11 protein-coding genes are annotated in these 14,472 nt (G+C 62.2%); 3 read left to right on the top strand and 8 right to left on the bottom strand.

The window, feature by feature from the left end:
• The 3 genes from ABZ789_RS22280 to ABZ789_RS22270 form a co-directional block, all read left to right on the top strand.
• On the top strand, positions 1-160 hold a 160-nt coding region (locus ABZ789_RS22280; RefSeq protein ID WP_358428735.1), incomplete at its 5' end, for a transposase.
• Between the two features lie 106 nt (positions 161-266).
• The gene (locus tag ABZ789_RS22275) at positions 267-1,634 is read left to right on the top strand and encodes a PQQ-binding-like beta-propeller repeat protein (protein ID WP_358428732.1); all 1,368 of its coding nucleotides are present in this window, start codon (positions 267-269) and stop codon (positions 1,632-1,634) included.
• A gap of 599 nt (positions 1,635-2,233) precedes the next feature.
• Positions 2,234-3,616, top strand: a complete 1,383-nt coding sequence (locus ABZ789_RS22270) for a sigma 54-interacting transcriptional regulator (protein WP_358428729.1) — start codon at positions 2,234-2,236, stop codon at positions 3,614-3,616.
• Positions 3,617-3,672: 56 nt separating this feature from the next.
• On the opposite strand, the gene ABZ789_RS22265 is transcribed toward ABZ789_RS22270, so the two are convergent.
• The 8 genes from ABZ789_RS22265 to ABZ789_RS22230 form a co-directional block, all read right to left on the bottom strand.
• Positions 3,673-4,272 carry a hypothetical protein gene (locus ABZ789_RS22265; RefSeq protein ID WP_358428726.1) on the bottom strand — a complete coding sequence of 200 codons (600 nt, stop codon included), beginning with the start codon at positions 4,270-4,272 and terminating at the stop codon, positions 3,673-3,675.
• Entirely contained in the window at positions 4,269-5,057 is a 789-nt protein-coding gene (locus ABZ789_RS22260) for an amidohydrolase family protein (RefSeq protein WP_358428723.1), read from the bottom strand. Before ABZ789_RS22260 ends, ABZ789_RS22265 begins: the two co-directional genes overlap by 4 nt.
• Positions 5,054-6,121, bottom strand: a complete 1,068-nt coding sequence (locus tag ABZ789_RS22255) for an aminotransferase class I/II-fold pyridoxal phosphate-dependent enzyme (protein WP_358428720.1) — start codon at positions 6,119-6,121, stop codon at positions 5,054-5,056. The genes ABZ789_RS22260 and ABZ789_RS22255 overlap by 4 nt, the downstream gene beginning before the upstream one ends.
• Entirely contained in the window at positions 6,118-7,782 is a 1,665-nt protein-coding gene (locus ABZ789_RS22250; protein WP_358428718.1) for a hypothetical protein, read from the bottom strand. Before ABZ789_RS22250 ends, ABZ789_RS22255 begins: the two co-directional genes overlap by 4 nt.
• Positions 7,783-7,802: 20 nt before the next feature.
• Positions 7,803-9,020 carry a hypothetical protein gene (locus tag ABZ789_RS22245; RefSeq protein WP_358428715.1) on the bottom strand — a complete coding sequence of 406 codons (1,218 nt, stop codon included), beginning with the start codon at positions 9,018-9,020 and terminating at the stop codon, positions 7,803-7,805.
• Positions 9,021-9,149: 129 nt separating this feature from the next.
• Positions 9,150-9,896 (bottom strand): hypothetical protein, encoded by a 747-nt coding sequence (locus ABZ789_RS22240; protein ID WP_358428712.1) that lies wholly within the window; start codon positions 9,894-9,896, stop codon positions 9,150-9,152.
• A 41-nt stretch (positions 9,897-9,937) separates the two neighbouring features.
• Positions 9,938-10,816 carry a hypothetical protein gene (locus tag ABZ789_RS22235; protein WP_358428709.1) on the bottom strand — a complete coding sequence of 293 codons (879 nt, stop codon included), beginning with the start codon at positions 10,814-10,816 and terminating at the stop codon, positions 9,938-9,940.
• A 180-nt stretch (positions 10,817-10,996) separates the two neighbouring features.
• Complete coding sequence (locus tag ABZ789_RS22230) at positions 10,997-12,244, bottom strand: hypothetical protein (RefSeq protein WP_358428706.1); 1,248 nt, start codon at positions 12,242-12,244, stop codon at positions 10,997-10,999.
• Positions 12,245-14,472: the final 2,228 nt, after the last annotated feature.

Genomic DNA, 14,472 nt, shown 5'->3' with positions numbered 1-14,472 from the left:
ACCACCGGCCTTCGACCGCACCGTCTACCGGCAGCGGCATGCCGTCGAATGCGGCATCAACCAACTCAAGCAGTTCCGGGCGGTGGCCACCCGCTACGACAAACTCGCAGTGCGGTATCTGGCCACCGTCCAGATCGCCGCAATCAGTCAGTGGCTATGAGCCAGCGACCTTTTGAAACACGCCCTAAGGTCCTTGCGGTTAAGCATCAGTCTCGGTGCGGGTTGCTATCGCACCCGCACTAGGCATCATCACCTAGGGAGCGTCCGTGCGGACAAGTTTCAAAGCCGGCGTCGCCGTGGCCGCTGCAGTAGCAATTGGCGGTACGGTCGCCGTCGGTGTCGCGGCGAAAACGGATTCGGATCGCGACGCGACGGGCGGTCCATCCCCTGCACTGGGCACATACGCACAAGCACCGGTAAAGGCTTGGGATACTACGCTATTGGGCGACTGGCCAGCCATTATCGTAATCAACGACTCCCATATCGTCTTCGGTTCAGAAAATAATGGCGCAGGTCAGGCGACATTGGTCGGCATGGACCTTGCTACGGGCACTGAGTTGTGGAGCAAAGAACTACCGCCGTCCGACTGCGGGTCAGGCAGCGACGTTGCCTACACTCAGGGCTCGACGATTGTCGCTTGTTTCGACTTCAAGACTGGGACAATCTCGACATTCGACATTGCAACCGGCGACGCACTGGGCGCCATCGACGCCCGTGGCACCCTTGAGGTCGAACGTAGGAATTTGCCCTCGGTCTACGTTCAAGGAGACAGCCTGGCGGTCTGCGAACGCACTTCGATGTCGGCGGTGCTCCGGTATGGAAGGGCGGCGGATTTCGATTCGGGGTGGAAACTAGAGATTCCGGCCAACTCGCCGAACGGCTGCATTGCGACGGTCGCCGGATCATGGGTTGCTGCCGAAGGCCCCTCTCACTACAAGGACACCCACAAGCCATGGTTCGTGGTAGCTGACCTCAACGGCTCCACGCTGTTTGAGTCCTTCGAGACATCCGGCAACCTCACCGCGGATGGTCGCCTCACGACAGAAACCGACCCCGATTACTACTTCGCCGGCTATGACATTCTCGACACGACCGGCAAACGCCTTGGATCTACTGGCGAAATCGGGAAGTTCTTCAGCCATCCCACTGAGGAAACGGTGTTCCCGTACTACGTGAACTCCGACGGCGATGTCTACCGCACGGAGGGCAACAGCCTGTTGTGGGTATATGACGAAGCTGAGGAGTACAGCACAATCATGCCCGCCGCCAACAACCTCATATTTGTCGAGGAAAAGGTAAGACTGTCCGCGTACGACGTCGAGACCGGTGAGCGCCAATGGAGTCGCGCACTCGACCAGTTGGTCGATCCAAAGACCCCAAAGTTCGATGTGGAGGATCTCTTCCAGCGCGGCTTCAACGGATACAGCGACGGCAAGTTCCTCATCGGTAGCACTGACACGGAGATCGTCGCGATCGATGCCGAAAGTGGAGACTCGGCATGGTCTCTACCTGTTCAGGGTGGGATCAGCGAGAGGTACGGCAGCTACGTGTTCACTCGGCGCGCCGTCGAGGAAGACAACGAGGAGTTTCCAGGTTCGATCTTCGACGTGTATCGCTTCGAGAGCGTGAACTGATCCCGGATACCTGATCAAGCTTCAATCGGAGCCGTCAGCGCTGATCCTGATGCAGACGAACAGAGATCGGTAGGTCATCACCTGACGGCCAGTATCGGGTTTCGAGTCGCGCCGGGAATCAGTTTGAGCGCGTCACACAAGGGATTGGGTGCGAGCGTCGGACCTCGAATGGCTCGCGTTCACGCAGGCGCGGGTGGCGCCGGATCAGATCCGGTCTCGGGCCGCTGAGTATCTCGACATCGTTGAGCAGGAAATCCCGGGCACAACCTCGAAAGGCATCGAAACCGGCCAAATCTGAGCTCAACGCCATCGAGGTGGTGCAGGGAACGGTGGCGATAGTCGAGATGGCAGCCTGGGGTCTCGGAAAGTGGTCAACCCACAGAGCCAAGGTGGCCGACACCCGAGCTCGACTCAAGACGGAGGATCAGCTTCGTTCAGCACACTTGGTGTGGTCTGGAAGTTCTGGTCGTGACACGAGAAACAGACAATGCTCACCCGGTCGATGTGCTAGATCGGGATTTCATCCCGCTCCACCGCGGAAATTCCTTATCCTCGAAAGAGTTTTGCTCTCCTCCGAGACTTAGGTTCGGCAGGGCACCATGTCGTGGATCGTCAATTTCAGCTCACATCTACGTGCGCAAGAGATTGTCAGAGCACTCTGTGAGGCGCACAAATCACTACATGCCGTCGACGTACCCGACATTCACGATCCGGTCGGGCTGATCGTCTGTTCCGAAACCACCACAGCCCTATGCGAGACTCTCACATTGGCCGAAACTGAGAACCTGCACATAGTGCTCATCGCGTTGGACGACCGGACGCTTGATCCGTGGTGGGCGCTCGAGCAAGGCGCCAGTGACTACTCCGTATGGCAAGGCGATCCACAGCCGATTCTCGCTCGCCTGGACCGACTGCTCGAGGTCGAGGCTCTGTTGGATTCTGCGGCTGTGTCCGGTGTCATGCTCGGCAGAAGCCCCCTGCTCCGGGCAGCATTGAGAGATCTGGTCATCGCGTCTCGTTACGGATCGTCGCCGATCCTCGTCCTCGGTGAGACTGGAACCGGAAAGGAACTCGCTGCTCAGGTAGTTCATTCCCTCAGCCCTGATTCCAGCAAAGGGGACCTAATCGTTGTGGACTGCACCACCATTGTGCCGACCCTGATGGGTAGCGAACTTTTCGGACACGAACGCGGCGCGTTCACTGGTGCAGTAGGAATCCGGACAGGTGCGTGTGCCGCCGCCAACTCTGGCACCTTGTTTCTCGACGAGATCGGTGAACTCCCGCTCGCTCTGCAACCCGAACTCATGCGTGTCGTGCAGGAAGGTATGTACAAGCGGGTCGGAGGAGACCGCTGGCTGCGAAGCAGGTTCCGCTTGATTTGTGCAACGAACCGGAATTTGGCGGAGGAAGCCCACGAAAGGCGGTTTCGCGCGGACCTCTACTACCGGATCGCCGCTACCACCGTGACACTGCCACCCTTGCGCTATCGGAAAGAGGACATCATTCCGCTCTTCTGCCACTTCTACAAGTCCGCACGTGAGTCGGACGAGGACCCCGTCCTGTTAGACAGCACGGTGGAGGAGGCCCTACGGGCACGGACCTATCCGGGCAACGTGCGTGAGCTGCGTCAGTTGGCGTCCCGCGTTGCCGCACGGCACGTGGCCCCAGGACCGATCACACCGGGAGATTTACCGCTGGAGGATCGTCCGGCCGTTCCACAATGCCCAGCGGGATTGAAGACGGTGGCGTCCTCTGCCGAGACCGAAGCGGGGCTTCACAACGATCTCGCCGGCATGCTCCGCATGGCGACCGACCTTGCCGTACAGCACGGTATGACGCTCAAGGAGGTAAAGGAGCAGGTCGGTGATCTGGCGGTGGCAGCTGCGTTGCGACGAAGTAACGGCAACATTCGAGCGGCCGCCGCGATGCTGGGAGTGACCGACCGGGCGTTGCACCTGCGAAAGGCCCAGAAGGGCATTTGAAGCGCTACCGCAGCCTGGGTGTGGGATGTCACTGGCAGGCTCTGAGATTTGCACTTCTACGGCACTACGTAGCGAGGATCCCTGCCCGTCGGGGGATAGAGCTGGCGGGCGAGTTCGCCGAAGTGGGGGTCGGACAGCTCGGCCGCGAGCTCTCCGTAGAGGGCGGCGAGTTCATACCAGATGATGTCCGCGCCGGGGCGATTGCTGCCCGTCCCAGGTTCCACGGGGCGATTCCCCAGCTGCGTTTTGACAAACCAATCCCGTATCGTCTTCTCCACCGAAATACCGAAGCCTGACCGATTCGTGCGGCTCTTCGTCGGCGAGGTCAGCGGAATCCGGTCTTCCACTCTTTTGGCATATAGTTTGTCGAATTCCGCTCGTTCGTTCGGCTGAAGTTTGCGCAGCGTGCGCGGATCGAATCGGAAGGCCCGCACATCAAGGTATACAGGCCGGGCGCCGGACCCCTTTGGTATGGAGTACGCGATCAGCCAGAGATCTTGTATCGCGCCCGGATGGTACTTGTCGTAGACACACAACCGGTACCGAAGCTGGGTAAGACCCTCCCGCCGGCCCAGCACGTGATCCGGCTTGATCTCGCCGAGTCCGGCAGGCGCTCTCTGCCGGGCATCCGTCGTGCTAGCTATGCGACTGGTCATCGTAGTGCTCCTGAAACGTGCCGACGTCGGACCCTCGGGGTGTGTGCCCGTGCCCGTCGGGTGAGCCGGAGGATGTTGGTGGAAAGAACTAGTTGCGTGTTTCCCGGGCCGAGCTCCAGCGCGAAGATCTTGGTGAGTTCGACGAGAGGGTGGAGGTACGGGCCGTCGGATCCGAACAGCACCTTGTGCGGCCCTGCATGGCGCACGGCGTCGGCCAGCAAGTCGAAGTAGCGTACGCCCGCGGTGTCGGTGAATACGTTGGGGCGGTGTATGAGCAGGTCGATCATGCGGGTCTGCGCACGCCAATCGTCGGCGAAAGAGGACAAATGGGGGATAATCCATGCGACGTCGGGATGTCTGCGGGCCAAAATCCCTACGGTTGTGACGTCGCCGTAGGGGTCGTAGAGCACCGGCATATGGTGGTTGCGTGCCACCTCACCGATCTCGTCGGTCGCGGCGCCGTCAGTCCAGTGCACCTTGATACCGCACGCCCCCCACGTGTGTGCTGCGGCGACGGCTTGTGCGATCCTTCCCATTTCGGTTACGGGATTGATGAATACGTAGCCGAGAAAGCGGTCGGGATGAGCACGGACCAGTTCGCCCACCGCGCTGTTTCCCTGCTCGTACCGGCCGCCAGGTGGGGCCATGACCACGGTTGAGGTGATGCCGGCAGCCCTCGCCCTCGTGAGATAACGATCGAACGAGCGATCGGGCGCCTCCCCGGTCAGCGGAACGCTGCCTAGTCCGAGATGGCAGTGGGAGTCGATGATTATGTTAGATCTCATGCGGCGAACTCTCGTTCGTTAAGGGTTCCGAGCACCTCGGCAAGCCGATGGAGCGCGGCCTCGGTGTGTTTAGAGCGCACCACCGCGCTCAACAGAGTTCCATGACCACAACGCGACCGGAGAAGAAGGGTGTGCATGCCTGTGCGGGCGAGTTCGATCCACCATCGCAGAGCCTGGGCACGGTCCGGCACGACTATTGTCACGACGGGGAAGGGCAGTCCGATCGGAGTCAACCCGACGTCCCGGTAGGCGCGGCGTAAGACGAGCGTGTTGTGGAGCAACCGTGATCGACGTCTGCCCCGGCTCGGTTCCCGTAATGCGGATGCCGCCGCGGCGACGTCGGCGGCGGACGGTGGGCTGCTGTGCATGTGATTCCCGCCTTCCCTGGCTACTGTCTCCAATGTGGATGCGTCGCCGGTGATCACCGCTAGTGGAGTGCCGTATGCCTTGGCGAACGAGGCGACCCAGATCGTGCTGGTGTGGTCGGTCCCGCACCAATGCACCGTGCCGGAGCCGTCACCGAACGCGTCACCGACTCTTCGCCGCCCGAGAATCCCGTACCCAAGTGAATCGTCCACGACCACGCCTCCTCCCGTGCTGGACGCGATCTGCTGCAGCGTCGGGATCGGCGCCGGCCGGTTGCATCCGGGGCACCATCCGTCGGTGACGAACCAGATCCGTTCGCCTCCGGTGGTATTTGCGAGCTCGGGGCGGTGGTGAGGGAAGTCGCTGACGGGGATGCCCCGGAATCGGGGCAGCAGTGTCGCCCATCGACTGATGGGGTAGCTCGCGCGGTCGACGAGGATGCGGTCGCCGGGGTGGGGTACTGTGCCGAGGACATCCATCACTGCGTGCAGAGTCGAGCGTGCCACCAGGCCCGCACCCACGCCGTGCTCGTGAGCAACGAGCCTGGCGACAGATGCGGACGCGGGCGCGATCCGCAATGCTGCTGGCACCCCCATGGTCAGTGAAGTCCATCGCGGAAGATCCTGTGGTCGGTGGTGCAGATCGAGATACAGCGACGAGGTGAAGTCGATGCCGGCGCCATCGGTCTGGCCGGTCATACCCGCGTGAACTGGTTCCGCAACCGCTGCAGGAGCAGGGTGGACGGCATGGTGGTGTCGACTCCGACGCTGAGATCGGCGCCGGTCACAGACCGATAGGCGTAGATATAGCGTTGGACCGAGTTCCGGGACCGCAGTGCCCAGTTCTCGGCGTCTTCCCGGTCCATATCGGCGTCGTTCCATCGCCCGTGGCGTACGGATAGCAGCAGCTTTTCGCCGTGCACCGCGAGATCGAAGAAGTGGCTGATGCTCACATCCGACCAGCCCTGCAAGGACTTCATCGTATCGACCCGGTCCATCCATCCCTCCTCGTACGGCACCATGGTCCGGCCGCCCAGGAACTCCCTCATCTCGGGTTGCGCGAGTGTGCATTGCATGACGATCATTTCCCGCCTCGCTGTCAAGGGCAGGTCCGCGAACTGGTTGTTTGCCCCGTACGCCAGCACCAGATGAAGTTCGCGCAGACTGCTCAGGAGGGGAAACGCATCTGCCTCAACGGTCTTGTCGTCGTGTTCCTTGTAAAAATGATGTGTTGCGTTGAGCAAATTGTGAAACGCCTCAAGGAACTGGGTACGTCGTTCGACGGTCGTCGCGCGTGGTGGTACGGCATGACCTACCAGGTGCAGCCCGTACTGGTATTCGTACTCGGCGGCACGGCGACGGACCGTGAGTCTTTCACGTTCGGATTCGGCGATCCCCCACATCAGGCTGCGCAGGGGAAGCAACGGATTGACACTGAACCGGGCTAAGGGATCACGTCCGGAACCGACAATGCGGTTTTGAAACCGTGCCAGGATACGGTTCAGAGTCTGGACGAGCATTCCTTCTTCCACCCAATAGTTCCAGATCAGTTCGACCATAGGCACCGTCGGGAGCGGCATGTTCCAGCACTCGGATTCGAAGTCGCCAAGGAAGGGCTTCGCCAAGTCGTTCCTTTCTCGGATGCCGTTGACGTAGGACGCCTGCAACCCCTCCCGGGTCGCGGCATCTGCAGAACCCATGCCATTCCAGATTTCGTGCGGGTCTTGACCCGGCCCCGGATGCAGGGTCCAGCGAGGATCGGCTGCCTGCTCGACGAAGGCCGCTGCTGCGCGGTCAAGGCGCTGATAGGGTCCGGTCCCGTACCACCTGTCGACCGGCACACCAGCCCGGTCTTTCGTGCAGTCCCCGGCCAGCGCCGCATTGGCACTATCGATGAAGTGCTCGAAGCGGAGCCTCCCGGAGATCGATTCGATCAGATCCCACAGGACGGACTGAAAGCTCCCCGGCGTCGACTTCGGTACCAGTTCGATCTTGCCGGGATCATGGGCGATCACCGGAAGTGATACTCGTCCGTCGATCTCTTGCCCGGTTGGAAATTCTCTGAGAAATTGATTAGGGCTATCAATGCCACCATAGTTCCCGTCTGCGTCGAACTTCCACAACACTTCATAGATGCCGGGGTACGGCAGCATCAATGAAATCGTTCGGTATTCTTCCGAATCATAGTCGGTCACCGCGGGCAGCCTGAAGAGCTCAGGGGACATGATTCGGCTGGACGAACGGCTAACGGGTTGTACAACGACTATCAGATCGTCCTTCTCCTGATTTCTTTCGGGTATGAACTCGATCATTCCGTGCATTCCTGACAGGAGGGGATCTGGATTTGTTTTGATGATCATTTCTGTCTCCATGGGTTGGTTCATTCGAACTGCGTTTCGGACGAAATTTCCATCACCTTGGTGCCACGGCATATAGAGTGCCGAGCGGGATCAAGGCTGCTGCGCACGGCCCACACTGTGAGAAGACGTGTCAGCAAGAGGTTCTCGGTTTCCGGCGAGATCGCCCCGGTAGCCTTTGCCTGGCCAAGGACGGCGAACACCAGCGAGGGCGATTGGCGGGCCATGACCGCGACATCGTTGTCCCATTTACGGTGAAGTCGGGAAAGGTGGACAGGATGTCGCTCCTGCAGGGGCCAGATTTCGCCGAGTTCGCGGCCCTTCAACGCCGAGGATCTGTGGTGGACCAGCAGGTTTACAAGTTTCCCGATGGCCGCTTCGGTGTGCTCGATCCGGCTCCGGTGCGCCGGAGGCAGTGCGTCGATGGGATACATCTGCTTCCAGGTCGTGCGCATGGCCTCCCACTGCGGATGCGGGTAGAGGGCCTCGCCGAGGGCTGAACTGATCAACACCCGCAAATAGGGGGTCGGGTGCGGATCGTCCTCGGAATCACGGAAAACGAAGAATTTCGGCAAGCTCACAACCGCGAGCAGCCCGGTTGTGGAAGTGAGCCCCAGTTTGCCGACGGACCACAGATCCGCGACGATCTCACTGATCCACCGGTCCCAGGTGAGCCACTGGCCCCCGGGTTCCGCGGCGGCGGCCCGCCGGATGTCCGCCCGGAGCGAGGTCACGAGATCGAGGTGGGCTGCACCCTGATGGCCAACCTCATGGATGAGGGACGAAGCGATTCCACTGCCGATCATGCGTTCTCGTGGGATCCGGATGATCGCCACGGGGTTCGGTTGACCACCGGGTAGACGGGTGTGTGCGCGTCGGATCGCCGCACCGGCTCCGCGGGCGAGATAACAGACTGCGCGGGCCGGCACCACCCCTTCGACATCGATGCGGAGGGCATCATCGGCCAGCGCGTCGAGACCGGAGAGCCAGACCCCGGTATCGGCTTCACTGCGCTGGGTAACAACCTCGGTGAACAGGTCGAACTGGGACAACACCGCATTGAATTCGAGTCGCACCAGCACGAACCGCTTTTGCTGTTGAGCGGCAGATGCCGCTCGCCCCGGTCCGCGGAGCCAGCGTAGGAACTCATGGACCTTGGCGCGGAGCCGTTCGCGGCCTCGGTGCAGGAAGCGCTCGATTGCCAGTTGCGCATCAGCGGGCAGTGCTGCAGCAAGCACCATGGTCTCGTGTATGACGAAGGGCTTGATCTGATTGAGTCTGCACAAGAGACCTCGTGCTTCACTGTCGAGCAGCGTGGCAACCCCAATTCCGGAATCCATGACAGCGTCCTCTCCGCTGGGTTCGGGGTTCTAGAGCCCGTAGAGGACTACCTGGCCGCCCTGCCGCACCCACCGCCCCTCGGTGCGCGGCGCGTTCCATCCCATGTCTTGTCCCCACGTCCCCCGGCCGTCGTTGTTGACCCAGCCGTATCCGGAACGGTCGTATCCGCGGCGGCGTCGACGCCATGGGCTTGGCGCCGACGTTCGCAGCAGCGCCGGTGCGTACATGCGTGCGGCGCCCACGGTCGCTGCACGGACCGCGACCTGGGGGGGAACGTAGCGCGGTGTGCGGTACGCGTTGCGGTACGAGGCCCGGGCGAAGCGCACGTATCGGCGTGCAGCTTCCTCCTCGGCGGCGATTTCCCCCAGTGCCTCGGCCTCTTCGGCTTCGAGGAGCTTGCTTGCCATCGAACCGAGCTTGCTTCCCAGCGCGGTGCCGATTCCAGGTGCGATGAACGAGCCGATGGCGCCCCCCACCATGGGAAGACCGGCCTTGGCAACCGATTTCAGCACCCCGCCGAGGGCCTTGCCGATCGGCGACTTGATGAATTTGCCCGCTCCGCGGACGACGCTGCGGGCCAGCTTGCCGAGGAACTGATCGAGTTCCTCTTCGGAGGTGATTTCGAGCAGTTCCATCGCGAGTTCCTGCTCGAGGGCATAGGACTCCTCCTCACCCTGAAATTCCTGGTACGAGCCTTCCTGGTACTCGTCTTCGGTCTCACCAGACCATTCGAAGTGGGAAGCGAGCTCCCCGGGATTTTCGTATGCCGTGCTCATGACATGCTCCTCAGCAGTCGATGGGTCTAGGGGTAGAGGGGTTATCCGGCTCCGAAGAGCACGATGTTGCGTCCGCGGCGGACCCATCGGCCGCCCTGATTTCGCCCTGGCGTGTTGGTGCCGGCTCCCGGCACCGGGCCAGGCGGGAAGTCACGGTTGTACGGACTCGACACGGAGGGGCGCTGCGCGGACGTGCCCCACGAGCCCGACGCCCGCAACAGGCCGGGAAGGTAGCGCTGCGCTGCGATGACCGCGGCGCGCCGAGCCGCGAGGCTTGGTGGCACACGCCGGGACGTTCGGGCGGTGTTGAGAGCGGTGGCACGGGCGTAGCGGACGAATGCCCGGGCGTTCTGCAGTTCGCGATCCTCCGGTGACAGGCCCTCTGTCTGCAGCCCGGTCTCGAACGAAGCCGCGGCAGCCTGACCGAGACGCTGCCCGACGTCTCCTCCCCGGCCGGGTGCCAGGTAGTTTCCGACCGCTCGCCCGATCTGGGGAAGGGCGCGCCGCGCCGAATCTTTGAGCACCTTCCCGACTGCGCGTCCTGCATCCGACGATGCAAAGTTCTTTGCCGCCGAAACCGCACCACTGATCAGGTTGCCAAGGAATCGGTCAAGTTCATCCTCGCTGTTGAGCGCGAGCAATTCCGAGGCCAGTGCGAGCTCCCGCCCATCCACCCCGCCGTAGGTTTCCTCCTCACCGGTCGTACCCCACTCGCCGAACTCTGTGCTTTCCCCTTGGCCCAAGGACTGCTCGCCGTAGATTTCCTCCTCGCCGTAGGTTTCCTGCTCGCCGTAGATTTCCTCCTCGCCGTAGATCTCGTCTTCGCCGTAGGTTTCCTGCTCGCCGTAGATCTCGTCTTCGCCGTAGGTGGCGCTCTCGTTCGGCATGGCCTCGAAGAGCGCGCGATCAATGTCATGCATGGTTGTTCCTCTCGTCGGTCTGTGCCCGAATCCGCCAGCACTGGCGGCACCAGAGTGGCCGTGCACCAGGCCTTGCCCTCATACCTGCACAATCCGTGCCAGGGCCGCTGGACCGGAAAGGACCGGGTGAGACAAAGGACGTGCGAAGCACGCTTCGTTCCGTAGGGAAGCCTGCCGAAGTCAGCTTCGCGAGGACCCCGATGTTTGCGCCTGGATCCCGAGCTGAGCGCGGTATTTCGCGACGGTGCGCCGCGCCACGTCGACACCGACGTCAGCCAGCAGACCCCGCAGCGCACGATCATTACGCGGCAGATCCGAGCGTTGAGCCGCCAAGGCCGAGAGATGGGCACGGGCGGCAACCGACTTTCCGAACAGGTTTGCCAGATCCATCACCTGGCCGCTTGGCAAGCGCAGGCATTTACCGCGGACGGCCCGGCTCACGGTGGACGGATGAAGCCCCAGGCTGTGGGCGACCTCGGTTCGGGTAAGCGGGAGGTGGGCAGTCGGTCCGTGCGCGATGTACGCACGTTGCCGCTCGATCGCCAGCCCAGCGACCCGGGTCAGCACATCGGCGCGTGCATCCAGCTGATGCAACAGTCGCCGCGCTGCGGCATCATGAGGCGCCAGCCACTTTCGTGCCTCGCTGGTCGCACCAATGTACGGAGCAAGGGGTGTAACCCGCAGGCCGAACCAGGCACTGTCGGGAACCTCCACCTGCAACGTTTCTGAGCTGTCATAACGGACGAACACATCGGGCTGACTGCGCGGCTCAGGGGTTGACGAACCAATAGCAGCGAAAGGTCTCAGCCGGGATCGGATCAGTGCCGCGGCGTGGCGAACCTCCTCCTCCGTGACGCCGAGTATGTCGGCTGCTGCCGCGAAATCCTCTCCCCCGATTAGATCCAGATGGTCTTGCACGAGAGTCACAAACCAGTCCGGTGCGGTACCGTCGTCACGCAACATGCGGGCCTGAGCGGTGAGCAACCCGATCGTTGTGGTCTCACCGATTCCCGGTGGACCCACGACTCGGAGAGCCCGGAGAGCCTCGGCCACAGTGGCGGTTGTCAGACCATGGAGTGCGGCGATCTCGTCCGGCTCTGAGTCCAGCAAACCGCGATCTGTCAGGTGGGCCATCACCAGCGGCAACGCACCGCGACATGCGGAGCTGATTTCCATTCCCGCCGCTACCTCAAGCGTACGAAATGGATCGACGGTCGGTTCTGCTGCAGCGGCAGCAGCTATCCCGTCCCGGGCGCAACGGACGCACCTCCCGGACTGACAATGCCGGCCACAGCCCACGCACGGCATTCCGTCCCGCCGTTCAAGCATGGGATTGAGGGCGAGCGCGGCGTCGACCGCAGCATCGACCTCCGCATGCGCTGCGGGCAGCAAGGTGAGCGTCTGCAGAACCGCGGTCGTCACGGCCACAGCGAGATCGGTCCGCGGCGTAAGGCCGAGGACTGGATCCTCTGCCGTACCAGGCACGAGGGCGGCTACCTCCCTGCAGGAGCTGACCTCACTGATACCGCAGTGCCCGAAGTACCACTGCGGCCGGTACCACTTAAGCACAAGTGCTCCAGCGCGATTGCCAGATTACAAGGGATTCAACATTCACCAGTGATATCTGAGTCACGCGGCGTCACGAATGCCGGTGCCTCGTCAAGAACGCGGACAGTCTGCTTCTCCGGTGTGGACGCGGTTGCGACACAGCATTTGACGTGCCTCGATCGCGCGCACCACAGCGCCTCTAGTCAAAGCTCGCTGTAGACCACGTCCAGCGTGTCGACATTCTGATCGTTCCAGAACTGAACCCGGCTTAGTACCCTAACAGGACCGTCTTGCTAGCCTTAACGGAACCCCAATATAGGGACTTCCTCTTGTCGCGTCAGTACTGCGCACAACGCTACGATAGCGGATTCAGTCATACAGTGAAAGGTCGGAGAGGGTGGTCAAATCTCTTGCGAGCAGCGTCAAACGCGACGCATGTCCACTACGTCGTTCGTTCGTGGAGCGCGAAGCGGGCAGTACGGCGCACACGCCGCTGACCCGCTTGTTGCGGACGCGTGGTGCGTCGGGGGGACAGGGAGGCGCCCTCAGAATCGCCTTGTTGATCTCTCTGATTTGGGTGACAGCCCGCCCCCCGTACACGACCACTCGTATCGCTGCCTACTGGGCTGGGCTGATCGGCCGAAGCGACGACCCGCGAGGTGACGGCGCCCGAGCGGTGCGAGACGCGCTACACGAGTTGGCCGACAGGGATCTTGTGGAACTGCATAGCGTCGGACCCAAGACGGTGATCGTGCTGCGCAACGAGTCGCGACCCGTAGACGGGGGTGAACCTGCCCTCTACGAGCCTCCGTACAACAGTGAGCCCTACCTATCCGTTCCTCGCGCCTTCTGGACCGAAGGACTGGCCGCCAACCTGTCCGGTGCCGGCATAGCCATGTATCTCTGCGCCCTAGCATTGACCAGGAGTGATGACCCCGAGTTCTTCATATCGGCGAGCTACTTCAATAGTCGATACGGGATCTCGCGATCGAGCCGAAAACGAGGTCTTGCCGAGCTAACAGAACGCGGAGTTCTCACGGTGCGCGCGGAAGAGTCCGAGGACCCCATCACCTACCGCACCGTTCGGCGCAACATATACCGGGTCGCAAAGCAATTCCGACAACCACCACCCTGGGTACCAGCCGAGGCGAGTGCCGAAGGATCCGCAACTGCAAAGACGAAGCCGTAAGCGGTGCGCCCTGCCGAGCGCTTCGGACCTGCGTCAACGGGCCGAGGCACCGTGTTCCCGCAAATTCTCCGGCGCTGTGGTATGTTGATCTTGCAGGACGCGTCCTGTGTCACAATCCGGGCATCCGTCCCCGGGGTCCAAACTCGGAAGAGGTTGGAGGCCAGGGCGGGACCAAGCCCCTACGCAACGTCATCGACGCGACCGTACGGGCTCTCGCCCAGATGGATTGTGGCCGAGAGGCACCCCAAAGGGATTCCACGCCCAGCGGGGTGCCTTTCTTCTTTGGGCGACTTGCCCGGGTTAGTGTCCGGCTACTGTTGCCCGGCTCGCGCGCGACGCTCCGTCGGTCCAACCTGGACGCCGCGGCAGAGGGACGGGGAGCGAGCCGCGTACGCGCTCTTGTACCACTGGCCTGAGATCGAAATGACCACGGACCTGGTTCACGATCTTCTCCAGGACCAGCGCCCCCACATCTTGCTGCACTCCCCATCCGGAGCAGACCGCCGGCTGAATCAACCGCATGTGGCGCCTCGCCGACGAGTTGACCGTACGCACACCCCCGGAACAGAGGCAGGACGGGTCCGAGCCATCGGAAGGTAGTGACTGTGCGTTCCCACAGGTAGGTCAGGATGCCGGTGACGGAACCCACCGCAACGCCGGGGGGCGCGGTTTGTTGTCCGGTGGTTCTGCGAAACTGAGCGCATGCGCTCGCTCTTATGCCTAAGTCTGTCCGTTACCCACCCGTCCAGATTGAGCGGAGTCAGCCGTTGAGCACGGTTGAGCAGGTATTTCTCGCGTGTGAGGAAGCCCGGGTGACCGGCAGTCTGAATCGCCCCGAGTTCGGCGGAGGCTCGGCTATCTGGTTCCGGCCTCAGCGAGGACCGGTGTCTCACGGTAGTCGGCCGCCGTGTGATTCGAC

It is taken from the genome of Rhodococcus sp. NPDC047139 (assembly GCF_040643435.1).
Lineage (GTDB): Bacteria > Actinomycetota > Actinomycetes > Mycobacteriales > Mycobacteriaceae > Rhodococcus.
This window is presented reverse-complemented; position numbering and strand designations above follow the sequence as displayed.

Coding starts and splice junctions, on each gene's coding strand:
- ABZ789_RS22270 (WP_358428729.1), top strand. CDS start 2,234: ATGTCGTGGATCGTCAATTTCAGCTCACATCTACGTGCGCAAGAGATT.
- ABZ789_RS22260 (WP_358428723.1), bottom strand. CDS start 5,057: ATGAGATCTAACATAATCATCGACTCCCACTGCCATCTCGGACTAGGC.
- ABZ789_RS22235 (WP_358428709.1), bottom strand. CDS start 10,816: ATGCATGACATTGATCGCGCGCTCTTCGAGGCCATGCCGAACGAGAGC.
- ABZ789_RS22255 (WP_358428720.1), bottom strand. CDS start 6,121: ATGACCGGCCAGACCGATGGCGCCGGCATCGACTTCACCTCGTCGCTG.
- ABZ789_RS22245 (WP_358428715.1), bottom strand. CDS start 9,020: ATGGTGCTTGCTGCAGCACTGCCCGCTGATGCGCAACTGGCAATCGAG.
- ABZ789_RS22265 (WP_358428726.1), bottom strand. CDS start 4,272: ATGACCAGTCGCATAGCTAGCACGACGGATGCCCGGCAGAGAGCGCCT.
- ABZ789_RS22240 (WP_358428712.1), bottom strand. CDS start 9,896: ATGAGCACGGCATACGAAAATCCCGGGGAGCTCGCTTCCCACTTCGAA.
- ABZ789_RS22250 (WP_358428718.1), bottom strand. CDS start 7,782: ATGATCATCAAAACAAATCCAGATCCCCTCCTGTCAGGAATGCACGGA.